17 protein-coding genes are annotated in these 19,455 nt (G+C 65.3%); 9 read left to right on the top strand and 8 right to left on the bottom strand.

Annotated elements, in window-relative coordinates; all coding sequences use genetic code 11:
• Positions 1 to 578: 578 nt before the first annotated feature.
• Together NLM32_RS05325 and NLM32_RS05320 are read right to left on the bottom strand one after the other, a co-directional pair.
• Positions 579 to 1,955 carry a SagB family peptide dehydrogenase gene (locus NLM32_RS05325; RefSeq protein WP_254135217.1) on the bottom strand — a complete coding sequence of 459 codons (1,377 nt, stop codon included), beginning with the start codon at positions 1,953 to 1,955 and terminating at the stop codon, positions 579 to 581.
• Between the two features lie 93 nt (positions 1,956 to 2,048).
• On the bottom strand, positions 2,049 to 4,289 hold the full coding sequence (locus NLM32_RS05320; protein WP_254128212.1) for a TOMM precursor leader peptide-binding protein: 2,241 nt from the start codon (positions 4,287 to 4,289) through the stop codon (positions 2,049 to 2,051).
• A gap of 425 nt (positions 4,290 to 4,714) precedes the next feature.
• Here NLM32_RS05320 and NLM32_RS05315 point away from each other — a divergent pair, with 425 nt between their 5' ends.
• Together NLM32_RS05315 and NLM32_RS05310 are read left to right on the top strand one after the other, a co-directional pair.
• The gene (locus NLM32_RS05315) at positions 4,715 to 5,140 is read left to right on the top strand and encodes a hypothetical protein (RefSeq protein WP_254128211.1); all 426 of its coding nucleotides are present in this window, start codon (positions 4,715 to 4,717) and stop codon (positions 5,138 to 5,140) included.
• A gap of 42 nt (positions 5,141 to 5,182) precedes the next feature.
• Positions 5,183 to 6,040 (top strand): VOC family protein, encoded by an 858-nt coding sequence (locus NLM32_RS05310; protein WP_254128210.1) that lies wholly within the window; start codon positions 5,183 to 5,185, stop codon positions 6,038 to 6,040.
• Between the two features lie 74 nt (positions 6,041 to 6,114).
• On the opposite strand, the gene NLM32_RS05305 is transcribed toward NLM32_RS05310, so the two are convergent.
• Positions 6,115 to 6,576 (bottom strand): DUF6314 family protein, encoded by a 462-nt coding sequence (locus tag NLM32_RS05305; RefSeq protein WP_254128209.1) that lies wholly within the window; start codon positions 6,574 to 6,576, stop codon positions 6,115 to 6,117.
• 123 nt (positions 6,577 to 6,699) lie between these two features.
• On the opposite strand from NLM32_RS05305, the gene NLM32_RS05300 reads away from it, so the two are divergent.
• Positions 6,700 to 6,933 carry a hypothetical protein gene (locus NLM32_RS05300; RefSeq protein WP_254128208.1) on the top strand — a complete coding sequence of 78 codons (234 nt, stop codon included), beginning with the start codon at positions 6,700 to 6,702 and terminating at the stop codon, positions 6,931 to 6,933.
• 7 nt (positions 6,934 to 6,940) lie between these two features.
• On the opposite strand, the gene NLM32_RS05295 is transcribed toward NLM32_RS05300, so the two are convergent.
• Positions 6,941 to 7,900: an AraC family transcriptional regulator gene (locus NLM32_RS05295; RefSeq protein ID WP_254128207.1), complete on the bottom strand. Its 960-nt coding sequence runs from the start codon at positions 7,898 to 7,900 to the stop codon at positions 6,941 to 6,943.
• A 295-nt stretch (positions 7,901 to 8,195) separates the two neighbouring features.
• Between NLM32_RS05295 and NLM32_RS05290 the strand changes: the two genes are divergently transcribed.
• From NLM32_RS05290 to NLM32_RS05270, 5 genes are all read left to right on the top strand, one after another.
• Positions 8,196 to 8,438: a hypothetical protein gene (locus tag NLM32_RS05290; RefSeq protein ID WP_148755338.1), complete on the top strand. Its 243-nt coding sequence runs from the start codon at positions 8,196 to 8,198 to the stop codon at positions 8,436 to 8,438.
• Between the two features lie 25 nt (positions 8,439 to 8,463).
• Positions 8,464 to 8,715 carry a GCG_CRPN prefix-to-repeats domain-containing protein gene (locus tag NLM32_RS05285; RefSeq protein WP_254128206.1) on the top strand — a complete coding sequence of 84 codons (252 nt, stop codon included), beginning with the start codon at positions 8,464 to 8,466 and terminating at the stop codon, positions 8,713 to 8,715.
• 240 nt (positions 8,716 to 8,955) lie between these two features.
• Positions 8,956 to 11,649: a DUF2235 domain-containing protein gene (locus NLM32_RS05280; protein ID WP_254128205.1), complete on the top strand. Its 2,694-nt coding sequence runs from the start codon at positions 8,956 to 8,958 to the stop codon at positions 11,647 to 11,649.
• Positions 11,650 to 11,727: 78 nt separating this feature from the next.
• Entirely contained in the window at positions 11,728 to 12,399 is a 672-nt protein-coding gene (locus NLM32_RS05275; protein ID WP_254128204.1) for a response regulator transcription factor, read from the top strand.
• Positions 12,396 to 14,315 (top strand): ATP-binding protein, encoded by a 1,920-nt coding sequence (locus tag NLM32_RS05270; RefSeq protein ID WP_254128203.1) that lies wholly within the window; start codon positions 12,396 to 12,398, stop codon positions 14,313 to 14,315. Before NLM32_RS05275 ends, NLM32_RS05270 begins: the two co-directional genes overlap by 4 nt.
• A gap of 50 nt (positions 14,316 to 14,365) precedes the next feature.
• On the opposite strand, the gene NLM32_RS05265 is transcribed toward NLM32_RS05270, so the two are convergent.
• On the bottom strand, positions 14,366 to 14,653 hold the full coding sequence (locus tag NLM32_RS05265) for a hypothetical protein (protein ID WP_254128202.1): 288 nt from the start codon (positions 14,651 to 14,653) through the stop codon (positions 14,366 to 14,368).
• A 232-nt stretch (positions 14,654 to 14,885) separates the two neighbouring features.
• Between NLM32_RS05265 and NLM32_RS05260 the strand changes: the two genes are divergently transcribed.
• A complete protein-coding gene (locus tag NLM32_RS05260; protein WP_254128201.1) occupies positions 14,886 to 15,110 on the top strand; it encodes a cysteine rich repeat-containing protein in 225 nt (74 codons plus the stop codon).
• A gap of 132 nt (positions 15,111 to 15,242) precedes the next feature.
• Here NLM32_RS05260 and NLM32_RS05255 read toward each other — a convergent pair whose 3' ends face one another.
• Genes NLM32_RS05255 through NLM32_RS05245 form a run of 3 tightly spaced genes read right to left on the bottom strand, consistent with a single transcriptional unit; the run spans position 15,243 to position 19,361 of the window.
• Positions 15,243 to 17,138, bottom strand: a complete 1,896-nt coding sequence (locus tag NLM32_RS05255) for a PQQ-like beta-propeller repeat protein (RefSeq protein WP_254128200.1) — start codon at positions 17,136 to 17,138, stop codon at positions 15,243 to 15,245.
• 2 nt (positions 17,139 to 17,140) lie between these two features.
• On the bottom strand, positions 17,141 to 17,608 hold the full coding sequence (locus NLM32_RS05250; RefSeq protein ID WP_254128199.1) for a hypothetical protein: 468 nt from the start codon (positions 17,606 to 17,608) through the stop codon (positions 17,141 to 17,143).
• A gap of 10 nt (positions 17,609 to 17,618) precedes the next feature.
• On the bottom strand, positions 17,619 to 19,361 hold the full coding sequence (locus NLM32_RS05245; RefSeq protein ID WP_254128198.1) for a hypothetical protein: 1,743 nt from the start codon (positions 19,359 to 19,361) through the stop codon (positions 17,619 to 17,621).
• Positions 19,362 to 19,455 lie beyond the last annotated feature (94 nt).

The raw sequence follows: 19,455 nt of genomic DNA, 5'->3' as shown, positions 1-19,455 counted from the left end.
CACCTCGATCCTTGCGATCACCAATCGCTTTGCCAGCTTCAGCCGCAACCCGCCTCGAAAGAATAGGAATTGAGTACGGTATCGTTCGCATCGGACCGTGGGCGATCAAGGCTTCATAGGTAGCCTGCGGCGGCCGAGTCCCCGCTATCGATGGTGTGTCCGGCGCTCTTCCACGCGCTCCGGCCCGGCGGTTATGAACACAAGAACCGCAAGACTTGTGCCCGATGCAGAGCGCTCGCAAGTTTATTTTTTGCGAACGCCTCCCGTCCATCATCTTGTCGGTATTCCTGTCGGTATCTGAGGCAATCGACGACTAAAAGTATCGCAAATTCAATTTGTTATGCGACTAGTTGATTATCGGCCAGGGGCACCACGCTTCGCCCGTTGGGCTTCGCGTGGCGCAGCCACGCAAGGCCGAACGGGCGAAGCGTGTCCGGCGAAGCCTCTTGGCGAAGACGGACCGCGAACCACGCCGCACAAAGGCCGATCCGGCGAAGCAGCGAAGGCTGTCCCGCCGCAGCCGTGGCGAAGGTGAACCTCCCTTACGGTTTGCGCCGGCGACATCCGGAGATATCCGACTAGCCCGCGCCGTGCGGTTTGCTACCGCGTCCGAGTGCGAACTGGCCGACCGGGCCTTCGACATCGAATGCGAGCCCCGTCATCTTTGCAAACTGTTCGATGTTGCTGGTGCCGATGGCGCAGCCGCCGAGGCCCATATCGGTCGCCGCCAGGTAGAATGTCTGGATCAGGCTGCCGACGTCCTTCAGAATCAGCGAATAGGCGATCGAGGAGTATTTCCAGGAGATCCGTCCGAAACGCGCGGCGATCGTGATCAGGACTTGCGGCGGACCGGACGCGCCCATGGCAAACTCGGCGGCCATTGAAAGGGCCCGCAGGTGCTGGGCAGCGGCGTCGATCGCAACCAGCACGTGGCCGCCGGCGTCGTAATGATAAAGTCCGGGAGCCAGCCCCTCGCAGTTCGAGACCGCCAGGTACAATTCAAGCTCATATGCGCTGCCTGCCGCCGGATACGGCCTCGAACTGTAGGTGACCTCAACGCCCTCGTCGAAATCGGCGCCGCTCTTCCATTCCGACAGCACGCGGGCGGTGGTGCCGAGAAACTGCGCGAGCTCGACGAGCGTGACCGGATGCTGGTCGTCGAAATCCCGTGTCGAATGGCGCTCGCGCAACAGTCTTGCGAAAGGCGACACCGCCTCCGGCTTGGCCGGCTGGCCGAGGGAGATTTTCCTGCCGGGCCAGAGCGGGCGCACTGCGGGCAGCGGCGGAACGGCGCCTGCATAGGCGTAGGCGCCACCGACCGGATCGGCATGGCGGCCCTCCGTGCTCCGGGTGTGAAACATCAGGTCGTGGAAATCCCAGAGCACGAGATTGCCATCCCCTTCGCTCATTCGCGTGCCGTCGCCGTCCTTCGCCCCGAGCTTGATCAGCATCCGGCTATCGAGCAGCAAGGCGAGCAGATCGGAGTTCAGGGAAGCCACTTGCTTGCGAAGCGCGTTGACCTTGTGAGGCTGCGACAAGCGAGCCAACGTCGCGGCGATGGCGGGATCGCAAATCCGGAATAACGCGCCAGCGCGCGGCGATTCCAGCACCATCTCGTTCCCGCGCCGGCGCAGATAGGCGAAGCGTGACAACACGATCGTATCGCCGCTCGAAAGCTTTGCGCGCTCCGGCCAGTATTCGGCGACCTGCGGCTCGATGACCACGAGATCTTGCGCATCATGCGGAGAGTACAGGCGATAGTCGAGCAGCCCGTGCCGCGCCAGTCGCTGCACCAGCGCGTGAAGCTGCTTGGCCGGCGCGCTCTTGCCGGCAAGGGCGGTGAGCGGCAGGCCGGTGACGAGATGTCCGGCACGGTCGATCGCCGCCATGCCGAATTGCCCGAGACTGACCGAATAGTCGGCCGAGACGGCGGCGATGCTTCCATCGGCCTGCATTTGAAAGGAGAAACGGCCGTTCAGTCGCGCGGCGATGATCGGTGCGCTCGTCCTGGTCGGCTTTTTCCGGGGAGCGCGCAACGAGGCCAGCCCTCAGGTGTGTGGCAGGAACGGAGTCAGTTCGCTTTCCAGCCGCGGACGATCCAGCAGCCCCAGCTTGACCGGCACATCGTAAAGCCGGCCTGGCCCAAAGCGGCGATAGAAATGCCGCAGGCCCGGAACGAGCACCCTGACGACGGGGACCTCGACATCGGGCCGCGTCTGGTCGAGCACGAGGAAGTCGTAACCTGCACGCGTTGCGATCTCGACGCAGGCGTTGACCTGGTGGCGGGTATTGTCATGGACCTCGAGGCCGGGGGCAGGCGGCAGAACGGGATTGTCGCTGGGGATCAGGAACGGATAATCGTCCAGCCGCAGCGGCGTAACACCGTCGAGGGACGGCTTCTCGCCGCTTCCACCGCTCATCATGCCTATCGACATGAACTGGGTCAGCTCGGTGAGGGAACGCAACAGCGCGATGCGGCGATCGAAATGCGAACCGGATCCGAACTCGATATTCTCGTGCCCATTCTGCATCCAGTGCATGATCGCGACGTAAGAAGGAATGCCGAGATCGCTGGTGATGTCGAGCACCCAGAGCCGCCGCCCCGCATCGGCAAACTGACGCTGAAGATCCCGCACGTAGGAATCCTCGAACTGCGTCAAATCAAGCTCGGCGCGCTGCACGCGGTTGTACCACCAGATCGCATAGGCATCGCGTTCGACCAGTTCGAGGAAGCCTTGGACAATGGCCTCTTCGCGGGTGTTGCCGGCCGCGCATCCGTTGGAATCGGTGTGGAAGCCGCCATAGAAGAAATACAGCAGGCCGGTCGGGAGATATTTGAAGCGCTTGTCGCGCAGCGACCAAACCGGCGACCATTCGGTCCTGCTCGCGGGATCGAACGGCTCGGGAACCGGATGCGAATCGTCAGGCAGCGGGACATGCCTGTTTTGAAACTGCGCATCGCTGAAGAACTGGACGTCGTTGGGAAGAAGCGCATCACCGGGCGCGAAATCGGCAAAGCGGCGCGTCGCCCTGATCTCGTCACCCTGGAAAATGCCCGAGTAGCGCTCGATCGCCTCCATCAGCGCGCTGGCCTCGCCCTGCTCGGCCGTGGACCCCTTGCCAAAGCTGCCCCCGCTCAGGCCGGACCTGAGCTGGTCGACGTTCCAGGCCGGCGCGGAGAAATTGTGGTGCGCGAAGAAATTGGTGTTCATCGGCAGATCGGCTTCGATCCGCTCGAGCCGCGACACCACGCCGGTCAGCGGACTGACGTGTTTGCGAAATCTCGCCACCGTGGCGCGCGACGTCACGGTGCGGTACCCACCGCTGGTCATGACGAGCTTTCTGCCTTCGGCGATCTCGATCGGCACCGCCGCTCGTCGTGGATTCCGGAGCTTCTTGCTGCCGCAGGCCGAACATTGCGGACGCTTCGCGACGTAGTGCTTGGCGATGACAGCCCCGGTCAGGTCGAAGCTTGCGATGTGATCGCTGAGATCGGTGCGAAATCCGGAGGCGATCGCCTTGGCGATTTCAACCGCGGCAAAGTGGATCGCGGTCTGTCCGACGGTGCCGCTGACGAGCGGCGACACGGCGACGGCCTGCGCGGCTCCGCGGTCGAGGAATCCCTTGATCTCGCGATTGCGGATCATGCGATCGTGCAGGCAAGTCCAGCAGGCGCTCTCGCCCGGCTTGAACACGGGCCCCACCAGCGGAAACACGCCTGATGGCTGCACCAGCAGCCAGGGCGCCCCGTCAGCCACGCGCTTCTCGTTCACCTCGGAGAGTTGCCGATCGAGATAGTCGTTCACGAGTGTGACGACGAGCCGGGGCGATCGCTTGGCGATCTGAACCCCAAGCTTGCTCAAAGCCGCGCTTAGCTCGCCCGCGCCTTTGACATCGATCGATTCCACCCGCACCGGCCAGTTGCGGAGATTCTCTTCCGCGATGTCGGGGGGCAGGCCGAGGCTTGCCCAATATCCGTCAACGACGCCGCCATGCGATGCTCCGCTGACGACGTATCGGCGCTCCAGCAATCGCCTGATCGCCTCTTCGATCTCGGCAACGGGAAAACGCTTCGATAGCTCACGGATGAGCTCGGACGCAGCCTTGCCGTTCTTTCCGATCGCACGCGCCAACTCACAATAGAGGTCGCCGTGCAAAAAGAACTTGCGGGCCTCGGAATAGAGACAGACCGCGTTGGGAGGAAGCAGATAGGCGGTGAAGTTTGGCGCGAATCGCAAAATGTCCTTGCGGGTTTGCTTCGCGGTGCGGCTCTTTCGCTCGACTGTCATCGGGGCAGCACGCTGATCCTGTTCCCGTCATTTCCGATTGCCGTCACGCGACGAACGCTTCGCGCGGGCACCGACCTTCTCTGCATGAGTTGGAACATACTCGCTCGCCATCGGCAAGCGGACGGACCGCATGACGCGAACGCCCTGACGCACGCAGCAAAGTGGCCGGGTCCTTGCGAGCCCGGCCAATGAAATCGCGACCTGTCGATGTCCCGTCAGGGAGCGCCAACGCCTAGCACCAGCGGCAGCGGCCCCACGATGCGCAGCACCCGGTGCATGCGATCGGCGCAACAACGGCACAGCCAATGCCAACGCCACAACCGACGCCGCAGCGGCAGGCTCTGCAGCCCGCGCAGCCTCTGCAACCACCGCAGCCGCGACAACCGCCGCAGCCACGACAGCCACCGCATCCCCGCGCGAGCAGGATGCCGCTCAAGGTTTTCTCATCGCTGGCGAGATGGAAAGTGGCAAGGCTGACATCGGCGAGTTCTTCCTCGCTGAGCTGGGTAAACTGGCCAGGCATGACGTTCAGCCTTTGCGGCGCGTCGCCTGCCGGAACTGCGGCTGTCGCATATGCGCTGCCTGCCAGCGAAAAAGTCAGCCCGGCTACTCCGAGGGCCGGCACTGCAGCTTTGGTCATCCGAACTTTTTTCGAAGCTTGCTTCGTTCGCCGCATGGCCGCATCCTCCAAATCCGGGAAGAATGAGAATGATTTCCTCAGGGCATCCTACGCCGAGCAACCAAAGCGAGCAAGAATTGCGCATCGACAAGATGTCGAGAGGCTGCTTTGTAATCTTCATGAACGACATCGCGGCAATTTTGCGTCGAGCATGCCGGACCATGGCGCATGATGCAGTGCGCAATCGCCTGCCCGCCCGAACGGAGCAGACAATTTGATCGATCGGGTCGGAGGTTTCGTCTGGTATGAGCTGCTGACGACAGACAGGCGGTCGGCCGCTGCTTTTTACGCCGAGATCGTTGGCTGGACCACGAAGGATGCGTCCACCGCGGAACTGGCCTACACGCTGTTGAACGCGGGTGACGCTCCGGTCGCCGGACTTATGGCGCTTCCGGAAGAGGGAGTGCGCATGGGGGCAACGCCGAGATGGCTCGGCTACGTTGCCGTCGATGACGTTGATGCGAAGGCCGCTCACATCCGCCTGCTTGGAGGCGCGATCCTGGTCTCACCGACAGACAGCAACATCGGCCGCATTGCGGTAGTCGCCGATCCGCAAGGAGCGACGTTTGCGCTGGTCACAGGATTGACATATGGCCGATCGCAACCGGGCGGATCGGATGAACCCGGACGAGTGGGCTGGCACGAGCTGCTTGCCGCGGATCGGAGCACGATCTTTGCGTTTTACGGAGAGCTGCTTGGCTGGCAACAGGCCTCTCCCGAAAACGATCCGGCGAGCGTGTATGAATTGTTCTCGGCGGCTGGACGGACGGTCGGCGGCATGCTCACCAAACTTCCGAGCGTGCCGCACGCGTGCTGGCTGCACTACTTCAATGTCGACGACGTCGGCGCGGCGGCCAGGCGGGTCCATGCCGGCGGAGGCCGGATTCTCCAGGGGCCGATCGAGTTGCCGGATGATTGCTGGATCCTGCGATGCGTCGATCCCCAAGGCGGCCTGTTTGCGCTGCAGGGGGCCTGGGATCAAAAGTCCTCTGCCCCGGAAGTCAGCTGGTCCGCCAGCTGGGATGGCATGACTTCAAAAGGCAGGATGGTGCTTCGCAAGCCGAAGCGCTAGCCGTCCGTGGCGCACGACGCTCCGGCAATCCGCAGTCGCTTCGACGAAAGCGTCATTGTCGCGATCCCCGAGCCTCACGCGGCCCGCGTGTAGGTCGTGATCATCGTGTAGTCCTTGCGCGGACCCGACACGACGTGACGAATGACAAAGCCACCATCGGCCAGGAAGGTGTAGGTCGACTGATAATTGTCGAGATTGCACAGATGGCCGGCGCTTCCGTTCAGAGCGCCACCATCGGATGCAGCAAGCTCAATCGCGTGGAATAGCCGTGGCGGCGTCTCCTTGAAGAAGACTTCGAATCCGCGGTCGCACTTGCGGAAGACGTACTCCCGCTCCGCTTCAAGCTCGGTGCCGTTCTGGAGCCTCAAGCGTCCCTGCTCGCGATAGGCGAGGCGCTCCGCGTCCAATGGCGTGAAGGTCGCGAGACCCTGCATGCTCCCTTGACCTGCGATGACCCGGTCGAACGACCAGCGGCCCGCCAGCCGCGTCATCACCTGCGACGCATCATCCCAAGCATCGATCACGGTTTCGTTCATGTGCTCTGGACCCAGGCGTCCGGCCGCTTCGTGGTTTCGCAAAATCCGCGGGGCCCGCGTTCGACTTTGCCGCGCCGCTACCTATATCCTTGCGATAATGCGTGTCGAGACGGTGAGCAAGTGATGGCCAGGAGACCGACGACGGACACCGGCGCCGACGATCCGCCCCGCTATTTCGTCTGGGTCCGCGGCCTCGATGGGCCCGAGCCGCAGAAATGGGTCGACATGGAGTTCGGTGTCGGCGACTGGAAGCGGCCGCTGGTGCTGGCCTGGCTGGAGCTGCCGCTGGACGAGCGGCGCCTGCCGCTGTCGATGCTGGCGCGCCGATATCCGCCGCCGAGGGTGGAGACGCCTTAGGCGCGCCTCACTTGCCCCGCGCCGCGGTCGGGGTCAGGCCGAACCTGCGGCGAAAACAGCGATTGAAATACGACAGATCATTGAAGCCGCAGGCGAACGCGATGTCGCTGATGCGCCCCTCGCGATGGGCGAGCAGGTCGGCCGCCTTGCGCAGGCGCAACTCGGTCAGCCGGGTGGTGAAGCTCGCGCCCGCTTCGAACAAGAGCTCGTTGACATAGCGCTCGGAGAGACCGGCGGCCGTGGCGAGCTTTTGAGCGGAGAAATCCGGCTCGTGGAAGCGCGCCTCGAGAATCGACTGCACGGCCTTCAGCCGTACCGCGCGCAGGCCCCGGCGCCGTGCCGCAGCCGCAACGTCGCTGCGGGCGCCCAGGCCGATCGCGGCGAGATCGAGCAAATGCGACGCGATCGCCATGCCGGCCTCGTCGGCGGCCGAGGGATGACGAAGCAGCAGATCGCTGTAGTCCATCATCAGCGACAGCGCGCCGCCGGGCTCAAGCTCGCAGCCAACGAGGTCGTCGACGTCGGCGACCATCGCGCGCAGTGAATCGACCGGCAGATGCACGTTGGTGAAACGCTTCTGGCTCGCGCCGTCTGCGGCGAAGAACGGCTCGTCGAGCTTCAACAACACCATCGATCCCGGCCGCATGGTGAATTCGCGGCCGCGATGGATCACCTGCGAGGAGAGATCGCCGGTGTTGCGCGCGAGGCAGAAGCGGTCATCGCCGGTCTCGATCACCTGGCGCTTTTCCCGGCGCACCGTGACGAAGCTGCCGTCGCAGCGGCCGAGCATGGTGGTGCCGATATGGATCGAGTTCATGGCGGCGCGAAACGGCACGTCGGAGGCCGGATCGAGCTCGCCGGTGTTGGAAAAATGCTCGAACAGCTCGGCGAAACGGATGAAGCGCTGCCGGTCGGACAGATCCTGCGGCAGCATCGCGGTCGAGAGCGACTTCCTGATGACGGACATCGACAAGGACTTCCGGGAAAAGCTTTTTCGGAAAAAATCGCGCAGAAAACGATTGAGCCTTGCAAGCCGCGGATGAACCCGCGCTGAAGGCCGACGGTCATAGGCTACCAGTACCGTCACCCGATTCAAGCTGCGCCGGTCAGTCCAAGCGGCAAGGCCTCGGGCGCCGGACAGTCCAAGACGGGCCGCACGCCACCATCCTATTCAGGCAGCGGATGCGACATCCCGCCACACGCGAATCGCGTCCGGGCAACCGGGCGGCCCCAGCCTGACGCCCGCTGGAGGAGACAACGACATGCGAACCTCTCTACCCCGCAGCCTCGTGCTCGGCGGCGCCATCGCAACCAGCCTCTGCATCGGCTACGCGCTCGGCGCGCAACCGCACATGGACGAGGCGGTGGCGATCCTGCAATCGGCCCGCGCCGAGCTGGTCAAGGCCGAGCCCAACAAGGGCGGTCATCGCGAACGGGCGCTGGGGCTGATCGACCAGGCGATCACCGAAGTACGCGCCGGCATCGCTTTCGCAGCCACCCACTGACCGCAGACATCAGGGAGCAAGACGCATGATACGAACCGTGTTTGCCGCGGCGCTCGCGCTCGGCGCAATCGTCAGCTCGGCCCAGGCCATGCCGCTGGCGCCGTTCGGCGCACAAGGCAATGGCGATGTCATCGCGGTCGCCGGCGGCTGCGGCGCCGGCTGGCACCGTGGCCCCTATGGCGGCTGCCTGCGCAATTTCGCCAACCCCGCCGCGCATGCCTGCCCGCGCGGCTACCATATCGGACCCGGCGGTGCCTGCCGCGGCAACGGCAGGTAAGAGCCGACCACACCACCGCTTCGCGGATGAGAGTCATGCCCGGGCTTGCCCGGGCATTTCTTTTGCCGATTGTGGCGGAGATCATAGACAGCCGCAGCGAAACGGCGCAATCGTCCTTGCTACCTCAGCGCGATTATGGGCGAAATACATCCATTCATTCACGACAAAACCACTGATTGAATTTTGAAGGATGCCGCCCGGGCAGGTTTAAGCATCCCAACTGGATTTTCGGAGGAGCCCATGACGCACCACGACAGGGCGCTGCATGGCGGTCCCGCAAGGCCGGACCAAACGCACGAAGATTCCAATGCCACGGCGAATGCGGCCGATGCGCGTGCGCCCCGCAAGCTGGTGCTGTTCGCCGATGGCACCGGCAACGCCTTCACCACCCAGGAATCCAGCGTCTGGCGCCTCTACGAGGCGCTCGACCATACCAAGCCCGACCAGATCGCCTACTACATCAAGGGTGTCGGCACCGCCGGCTGGGCGCCGCTCGCCGCCCTCGACGGTGCCACCGGCATCGGCGTGCCCGCCAACGTCCGCAAGCTCTATCGCTTCCTGTGCTGGAACTGGCGCGAGGGCGACGAGATCTACATCTTCGGCTTCAGCCGCGGCGCCTTCACCGCGCGCACGCTGGCAGCGCTGATCGCGAGCCAGGGGCTGGTGCCGGCCGTCATCGACAAGGTCGCCGTGTCGCATGCCGAGATGCAGCGCAACACGATGGCCGCGTGGCGGGCATATCGTAAGCAATCGGTCGGCTATTACAGCCTGCCGACGATCTGGGTCGTGCGCTGGATCCGCGACGTGCTGATCTATCTCTATCAACTCGTTTTTCGGCAGCGCTCCTATGCGGAGGTTCGCGAGGCCATGGACGGCCGCAAGGAGGTCCGAATCGAATTCCTCGGACTGTTCGACACGGTCGAGGCGTTCGGGGTGCCGATCGAGGAGCTCCGTGTCGCGATCGATTGGGCGATCTGGCCGATCTCGTTCCGAAACTACCGGCTCTCCGGCAAGGTGAAGCACGCCTGTCATGCGCTCGCGCTCGACGACGAACGTACCACCTTCCATCCGCTGCGCATCGACCAGGCCGGCCTTGCCGAGGGACAGATCGTCAAGGAGGTGTGGTTCGCCGGCGTCCATTCCGACATCGGCGGCGGCTATCCGGAATCCACGCTGTCCTTCGTGCCCCTGGTGTGGATGGCCGAGCAACTCGGCGACCAGCTCCGCTTCCAGGACGGCACGATCGAGCACTTCCGCCAATATCAGTCGGCGATCGGGCCGATCCACGATTCGCGCAGCGGCGCCGGCGTGCTGTACCGCTACGGTCCGCGGCCGATCCACGACCGCGTGGAAGATGGCGGACCGCCGGTGGTGCACTTCGGCGTGGTCGAGCGCATGCTGCACGGCTGCGACAATTATGCGCCGCTGATGCTTCCGGCCAATGCGAGGGTGCTGCTGCCGGATGGACAGGTGCTGCCGCTGACGCGGGACGAAACGCGCAAGGCCATGAGGTCCGCCTACGCGAAACGAGAAGGCGATGGCCACAGGGCGGCCGAAGCCGACGCCTTCATGGCGATGAGCCCGCCGAATCCCGAGATGGCGCGTCAGGTTCTCGACACCGTGTGGTGGCGCCGCTTCGCCTATTTCTCACTGCTGATCGCGCTCGGCGTCCTCGTCGCGTGGCCGTGGATCGCGCGCTCCGTCGTAGGGTCGACCAAGGAGCACGGTCTCGAAGACACCACGCTGCTCAAGGTGATCACGGCGATCGACAACGGCACGAGCACGGTCGTCAAGCCGTTCGCCGATCTGCTCGCGAGCGTGCTGCCGTCCTACGCGGCACCATGGCTTGCGATCGCGCTGTATTATCCCTTCGTCACCACGGTCCTCGTCATCATCATCCTGATCGCGTGGAACAGGAATGCGGCGCTGCGCGACAGCATCCAGGAACGCGCCCGACTGGCCTGGTACCGGCCCGACCGGATGGCCTCACGAAAGCGCGTCAGCAAATCCGGCTGGCTGCTCGCGATCGGCCGCTGGATGCGACTGCACGCCTGGCCGGTGCGCATGGCCTTCACCAACGTGCTGATGCCGGGCATTTTCCTGATCGCCATTTTCGGCTCCGCTGTGCTGTTGCTGTCGCGCGGCTATCTCGACTGGCGCGCGGGCGTCGGCGACTTCTGCAAGAGCAGCGCATCGACGCGTGCCATAGGCGACACGCCGGTGACGGCGCGCGACGGCGAATTGTTCGACGTCAGCCATTTCTGCTGGCCAAGCCGCCTCGCGGTGGAGAAGGGCCGCAAATACCGCGTCTGGATTGAAATGGCCGATCCGTGGTTCGACCGCACCATCATGACCGGCGTGAACGGATTCACCACCCCGCCGGATCTGACCCATCGCATGGCCGTTCCGATCCTGCGGCTTCAGGGCGCGAACTGGTTCCAGCCGGTCGTGCGGATCGGCGCGCGCGGATCATACGATCTGCCGCTGCAGGCCATCAACGGAGTGCCAGCGAGCGAGCTGCCGCGGCGCGTCAACGCGACGGTGCCGGCCTATGACGACGACAGCAAGAACAACTACCCGATCCATGTCGAGGACTCCGCCGAGTTCAAGACACCGGGCAGCGAATTGAATCGCGTCTGGAAACCGTTCGGGGATTTCGAGCCGATCCCGGAAGCGGCGCTGCCGGCGGCGCGCGCGCTCTGGCGCAAGCAGGGCTTGTCCGAGCTGTTCGTCGCGGAATTCGAGGCGCCCGAGGCCGGCGAATTGTTCTTCTACGTCAACGACGCCGTCCAGCTCTTCCCGCGATTCATCTCCACGCGGCACGCACCGCGCTGGCTCCTGCCGGTCCAGGGCCGGCGCGTCCAGTTCTACAAAAACAACAGCGGAACGGCGACGATCCGGCTCCAGCGGTTGCCAGCGCCCCCGCCCCCATGATTATGGGTGTCGCGCACGTGGCGCCGCGGCTAAGCTTGGCGCGCGCGCCGCGGGGGACACGCGGCTGGGACCATGATCATGACGGACCAGGGCGAGACCGGTGAGGCCATCACCATCCTCCTCGTCGAAGACGACGCACCGACCTGCTGGCGTCTTCAGGACGCGCTGGTGAAGGCCGGATACGAGGTGCGCACCGCCGGCTCGCTCGGCGAGGCCCGCGGCGCGCTTGCTGGCGGCGCACCGCGCGTTCTGCTGACCGATCTGCGGTTGCCCGACGGCCATGGTGTCGAGCTGATCCGCGAGACCAGGCGGCGCTTTCCGGACACCGAGATCATGGTGATCTCGGCGCTGGGCGACGAGGAAAGCGTGATCTCCGCCATCACCGTCGGCGCCACCGGCTATCTGCTCAAGGACGCCTTCCCGACCGACATCGCCACCACCGTGCGCGATCTGGTCGCCGGGCATTCGCCGATTTCGGCCTCGATCGCGCGCTTCATCGTGCGGCGAACGCAAAACTCCGCCGAGCCCCCGCCGGGGCCCGTGCTCAACACCGCAAAACTCACGCCGCGCGAGATCGACATCCTCTGGGGCATTGCCAAGGGCTTCAGCTACGCCGAGATCGCGAGCCATCTCGGCCTGTCCCGGCAGACCGTGCCCGGCCACATCAAGAACATCTACCGCAAGCTCGAGGTGCACACGCGCAGCGAAGCCGTGTTCGAAGCGGTCCAGCAGGGCCTGATCAAGCTGTGAGCGAGATTGCCGCGAAGGCCGTGGTCTCGCGGCACAGGCTGCGGCTCGCGCGCATCGTGCCGTATCTGCTGCTCCAGGCGCTGATCGTGCTTGCCACCATGCTCGGGCTGCGGCTGCTGGAGCCGCACGATCCCGACGATTTTGCGGTGGGCGAATTCTCGTTGCACGAGGCCGGCACGACGCGTCCCGTGACGCTGCCGCATTTCACGGCGTCGCGCTATTCACTGGCCGATCCGCCGCTCTATTCGGGCAAATTCATCTTCAAGCCCGATGCCGCCGGTACGACCTGGTCGGTGTTCCTGCCGCGCTTCAGCAACGGCGCGGAGATCGCGGTCAACGGCGTCGCGATCCTGGACTCCCGGCGCGATCCCACCGCCAACCGGCCTGACCGCAACACGCCCGAGATTGCGGTGATCCCGCCATCGCTGCTGCACGACGGCAGCAACGACATCACTATCCGGCTGTTCGTGTGGGGACCGTTGCGCGGGTTTCTCGACACCGTCTATGTCGGCCCGGATGCCGCCTTGCGCCCGGCCTACGAGACGCGCACGCTGCTGTTCGTCACGCTGCCCGTGGTGTTCTCGGCCTGGCAGTCGATCCTGGCCGTCATCCTCGCCATCATGTGGCTGATGCGGCGCCACGAGCCGGTCTATGGCGTGCTGGCGGTGGCGATGGTGCTCGGCGTGGTGCAGGCCTTCCTGACGCCGCCGGTGCCGCCGGCCACCTCGTCCCGGCTCGCCGGCGTGCTGCTCTCGTCCGCACCGATCGAGAGCGCGCTGATCGTGGTGTCGGCCGTGCTCTTCCTCGGCTGGCGCTGGCCGCGCTACGGCGCGCTGCTGTTCGTGCCGGGGCTCATCGTGATCGCCGGCGGCCTCATCGCGGGTCCGCCGCTGCCGCGCATTCTTTTCCTGCTTTTGGGGATCCCGACGGTCGGGTTCTGCCTGGTCCTGATGGCCGGCATCGCGGCCTACGCCGTGCTCAAGCGCAAGGACGTGGCGAGCTTCGCGCTCGGCTGCGCGGCCACCATCGTGCTGACCTGCTGGGTCCACGATATGCTCTCGGTGTTCGAGATCATGCCCAACGAGCGCACCTTTGTCTCGCGGCTGTCCTATTCGGCGCTGCTGATTGCGATCGGCGCCGGGCTGACCTGGCGCTTCGCCCGGGCGCTCAACCAGGTCGACAGCTTTGCCGGCCAGCTGGTCGCGCGCGTGCGCGAGGCCGAGGAGCGGCTGAAGGCAAGTTTTGCCCGCGAGGAGGCCCGCGCGCGGGCCGCGGCCCTCGCCAACGAGCGCACGCGGCTGATGCGCGACCTTCATGACGGCCTCGGCGGCCAGCTGATCAGCATCGTCGCGCTCTCCGAGCGCGGGCAGGAGGGTGCGACCATCACCGATGCGGCGCGCGCCGCGCTGAAGGATCTGCGTCTGGTCATCGATTCCATGGACGACATAGGTGGCGACCTCATGCTCGCACTCGGCTCCTGGCGCGAGCGCGCGGCGATGCAGTTGCGGCCGCACGACATCGCGCTCGACTGGCGCGTGGCGACGCCGCAGGGCCTGCCGCTGCATCCTGAGCTGCGGCCCTGGCACGTCATCCAGATCGTGCGCATCCTGGACGAGGCCGTGACCAATGCGGTCAAGCACGCGGTTGCGCGCCACATCGCCGTTGCCATCGAAACGCGCGACGATGGCCAGGGACCGTACGGCGTGATCAGCGTCGCCGACGACGGTCGCGGCTTTGTGCTTGGTGACGATTGCGAAGCCGCGGGCGCGAGCCAGAGCGCACGCGGCCTGCGCAACATGCGAAACCGCGCCACGCGCTGCGGCGCAGTGCTCGATCTGAGCTCGGATGCCTCGGGCACGCGGGTGCAGCTGCAATTGCCGCAGGTCTTTCCCGACAGCGACGCGGCCACGGGCTGAAGTCGTTCTTCTCCCTCGCCCCGCTTGCGGGGCGAGGTGAGGAAGGAGGCTCAGCGCACGCCGACGCGATTGACCGGACCGCCACGATTCATGGGCGTGCCAGCGCGGACGCCGACACCGGGCGCACCGACGCCGGGCGTGGCCACGGCCGCGGCTGCAACCGGTGCGCCTGGCGCAATCACCACCGCTCCGACCGGCCGCACCACGCAACCCTTGGGCACGCCGACCGTCTTGCAGTAAACCACCGCCTGCGCCGGGCTCGTGCCCAGCGACACCATCGCCGCACCCGCCAGCATCATCATCGTCAGCCCGGCGCTCAGCGGTCCCATTTTCGACATCTTGCTCTCCTGCTTCCCGTTCGGCGCCCGATGCAGTCACCGGGTCTCGCAGCCGACGTGCAGCCTCAATGGCAAAAGACGATGCGCCAAGACATGCCATGAAGATGGGGGTGCGATGCGCGAGCCGCCGCGCCGATGCCATGAACATGGCATGGACCGGCCATGGATCTCCGCGAGATGGTCCGGCCCGCTTGATCCCAAGCCGACAATGACATTCCCGAGGAGATGCCTCATGAAGATTTCGGTACTCGCAGCCTTGCTGCTCGCCGCAGCCATCGTTCCCGCCACGGCGCAATCCGGCCCCACGCCGCAGGAGCAGATGGCCTGCCGCAGCGATGCGGGCAAATTCTGCGCCGAGCATATCGGCAAGCCGCCGCAGATGAACGCCTGCCTGCGCGAGAACAAGGCCAAGCTTTCGGACAGCTGCCGCAAGGTGGTGGAGTCGCACGGCGGCTGAAGCGCGATCTTTTCCACATGAGCAGTGTCGCAGGGTGGGCAACGCGACGGCGTGCCCACCCCTTCTATTGGTGGGCACGGCGCCTTGCGCCTTTGCCCACCCTACGGTTTCGGACTCGCGGATCGAGCCGCCCTAGTTCGTCAGTCCATAAACGTCGAGCTGTCCATTATAGGTCGGGCGATAGATGCGGCCCTTCCAGACGATCGGACGGTTGAACTTGGGATGCATGAAGGCGTGCTCTGGGCCCCAGTTCTCGCTGTCCCAGATCACCTGGAGCCGTTGCGAGCCGTCCGGATTGGTCGCGAAATTCTGCGCGTCATAGACCAGGAAGCGGCCGGGGCTGAGCATCATGTTGCTGTCCTTGTAGGGGACCATCGCGACGACGATGGCGTCAGCCCCGTTGTTGGCGGCGAGCGTGATGCTCCAGCCGGGCATGCCGCCCGATGGACGCGGCGATTGTGGCGACGCGATCTCGTTCGATCCGGCGAGATAGGTCGAGGTCCCGTCGGCCGCGATCGACCAGGCCCGTAGAGCGCTGTTCTCGCCGCCGACGATATGCATCACGCCATGCGTCGTGGACGAGAACAGCAGCGGCGTGCCATGCAGATGCCGCGTCGCGCCGCCCGGATACAGATTCAATTGCATCGGCGAGGCCGGCGCCGGCGGCACGGCGGGATCGAAGAACGTATAGAGGATCGGCGGCATCTTGAGCTTGGCATAGTTGGCGGCGAAGTGACCGGCCTGAAGATCACCCGGCTGGGTGTCGCCGAGCGCCGTTGCATTCCCGGTGTAGAGAATGCCGTCCTTGCCAGCCGCGAGCACGGCGTGGGCCGATCCGACATAGACCGGTCCTCCTGAACCGAAATCCTGGTCGCTCCACGCCGATTCCTTCATCGCCGCCAAGTGATGCGCCACGGCCGGCGCGATCTGCGCATCCATCGGGTCGGGCCCGGACGTCACCGCGACATGCGCCAACTCGCGCGCATGAAGCGGCGTGAGCGCCATTCCCATCCGCTTGGCGTGGCCGATCACCGCGGTCAGCGACACGTTCGACGGCAGCGCGTGCGCATCGTCGTCGTCGTCGTCATCGAGCAGCGCCGCAGCCGCGGCGCCGACACGGTTGGCATCCGTCCACGGTGTCCACCACGACAGCACCTCGAAATGCGCGAGAGGCCCGGTGTGCAAGGCCAGCCGCACCACGCTCTCGCCGAAATCGCCCTGCTGCGGCGAGAACGCGCCGTTGCCGGTGATGACATAGATCGAACCGTCGGGGGCAATGGCGGGGCCGGCCCCGCTCTGCCACAGCCCGCCGCCGGAGCCGGTCACGGTGGAGCACCATGCGGCCGCAATATGCCAGGCATGGACGTCGACCGCGATCAGCCAGCCCCGCGCCGCCGCCGAGGTCTCCCTGACCGTGCCGAAAGGGATCAGCACGTGGTTCTGCGTCAGCGTCAGTGCGCTGCGTTGTTTGCGCTGGATCGAGACGAATTTCTGCACGGGCAGGCCACCCGGCGGGGTATAGATCGCGCCTTCCAGGTTCAACAGCTTGTCATGCACCTTCGAGCCGTCGCGGATCCGAAGCGCTGCAAGAAAATGCTGGGCCCTGGCCACGCTGCCATCGTCGCTGATCCAGGCGCAGGCGTAGAGAATTCCGGCCGCTTCGTCGATCACGGGGGTCGAGAGGATTCCCCAATCGACATTGGTCATGTGGCCGTCGATGGCGGGCGTTCCGACGATGGGGCGGCCGAGATTCGTCGCCCAGATTTTTTCGCCGGTCACCGCATCGAAAGCGTAGACCCAGTTGCCCATGGTGGCCTGGAAGATCAGGTCGCGGGTCTTGCCATCAACCGTATGCACGCCACCGACGGCCAGCGGCTGCGCCTCGAGCCGGGGATCGTCGGGAATGGGAATGCTGAAGAGCTTGACGATGCCTTTGGTGCGGACGGCGGTCGCCGTCAGCACGGTCTCGGTATTATTCGCGCCGGTTCTGGCGAGGTCATAGCTGCGGGTGGTGACGGAGCCGGCCATGGTCAGGCTCCCCAGGCAAGCAGGCTTCCAGCTGCAATCAGGCAGGCCGCAGCCAGCGGTCGCGCGTTGCGCAAGCCTGCGCGGCCCCCGTTCAGCACGACGGCTCCGCAGGCAAAGCCGAGCCCGGCCATGATCGCGCTCGACAACGCCGCAGGGACCGGCGCGTCGCCCGCACGTGACACGACATTGTCGATCGCCAGCAGCGGCGGCAGGACGTAGAGCCAGCCCGGCGCGTTCGACAGGCGTTGCGCGATGGGCAGGCCAACGAGAAGCGCCGCGCCCCACGCCATCAGCAGCATCGCGGCAAGCCCACCCGCAAGCGGCATGCCGACGCCGAGCGCCGAGCCGAGCCCGTCGCACAGGCCGAACATCAATGCGAGCGGCAGCGCATGCCGCCCCGGCACAACGAAGGACAGCGCGAAGGCGGCAATCAGGCTGTCGGCGGACGTCCACAACAGATGCAATGACATGGCAATCCTCTCAAACGATTTGTGGAGCAAGGTAGGTGACGTCGATTGAAAACGCCGCGCCGTGCTCCGGCAATTGCCGGCCCGCGACGCGAATATGATGCTCGCCGGTCGCGCCGGCCGTTCCGGCCGCGCTGACATGGTCGCCGCTGCACACGGCCTCGACCACGTTGTGTCCGTGCGCATCGTTGACGGTGATCTTGAGCGAGCCATCTGGCGGCACGCCGTGGCGATCGAGGCTGACCCTGAGGGCGATCTTGCTGCCCTGCTCCACCCAGATCCGTGCCGTCTCGGTCTCGGCATTGGTGGCCGGCAGCGTGTCGAGATCGGCGGCGCCGAAGATCGTTTGCGTGGTGTGACGGGGATGCCTGATCGACGCGACATTCAGGCCGGCACGCGAGAAGCACAGATAGCTCTGTCCCTTGCTGAACGCGTTGCTCGGGATCGTGAAAGTCGCGACGCCGTTTCCGTCGGTGCGGATATCGGCATGATGGCCGCTATAGTCATGCAATTGGACATTGGCTCCGAACGCGGTCTGGCAGCTGATCGTACGCGCATTCATGGTGTCGAAATTCAGCGCGGTCAGCAGGCCGGGTGCACCGGTACGATTGAGCACGATCACCTTGTCATCCAGAAAGCGGCCGCTGGTCGGCCCATTGGCGAGATGCTCGTGGATCCAGACCAGATTATCGATCCATGGCTTCAGCCCGTAGGCGCCGGGCCAGACGCCGGGCGGGAAGTAGTCCTTGCCGTAGACGAACGGGTAGCCCTCGATCGACAGCAGGAAGGCATAGGCGAGCAGCTTGTTGCTGATGACCTGCTGGCCCGGCGAGGTGTCGGTATCGGGATTGTCGACGAAGGTGCAGGAGAGATCGGGACGCCAGCTGGTATAGCCGGCGCCATCAAGCACGCGCGCATTGCCGCCATCGCAGGCGGATTGCAACGCCCAATGCATCGGGAAGTCGGCGACGAGAGATCGGCCATTGAGCGGCGGCTGCGTCGCCCAGCCGTTGAGGATGGCGCGATTGCCGTCAAAATACTCCGAATAGAAAAACTTCGACGCCATCACGCCGTGCGTCATGAACTCGCGCACGAACGGCGCCCAGGTGCCCTTGACGTCGTCGAAGCGCGCGCCGTCCGCGCCGGTGGTGCGGAACACCCATTCGCCGAAGTCGAGCGCATCCTCGATCGTGACGCGCGGCGGGCGGCAGCGCTGGTAGGACAGCTCGCGACCGAACGGAAAATCGTTGGGCGGGCTCGGCACGTCATCATCGGGCAGATCGTCCGGCGGCACGCCGCGAAACCATGAGGGCGAAGTGGTGTGCCGTCCGTTCAGCGTCTGCCCGTCCGCGCCGAGATAGCGGAATACGCCGGGACCGCCATTCTCGCCGCTGCGTTGATGCAGAACGAGATCGAGATAGACGTCGATATCGCAGGCATGCGCGACGGCGACCAGACGCGTCAGCGAAGCTTTGGGGCCGTAGCGCGTGGCGACCGAGCCTTGCTGGCTCTTGCTGCCGATATCGCGGGGATCGAACACGCCATAGCCGTCACAGCCGGGCCCCGCTCCGCCTTGCGCCTTCGACGTCGGCGGCAACTGGATCGCGGTGAAGCCGACATCGCGCAGCGCGCGGACATGCGTGGCGAGGAAATCGAGCAGCCAGGGTGCGCCGCGCCCGTCGACCGGCGCCGGCACGGTCACGCGCTCGCCGTGCGGCCCGAAGAAGCGTCCCCAAGCTAGCAGCGCTACTCCCATGACGCGGCCTCTGGCTGGCTGCGTCGATCATGCCTTGCGCAGGGATCATCCGGAAGTTGAAAATTAAGGCAAGCGCTGCCCTCGAACGAACCGC

It is taken from the genome of Bradyrhizobium sp. CCGUVB14, from assembly GCF_024199935.1.
GTDB lineage: Bacteria > Pseudomonadota > Alphaproteobacteria > Rhizobiales > Xanthobacteraceae > Bradyrhizobium.
The sequence above is the reverse complement of the archived record's forward strand: the minus strand, read 5'-3'. Positions and strand labels throughout refer to the sequence as shown.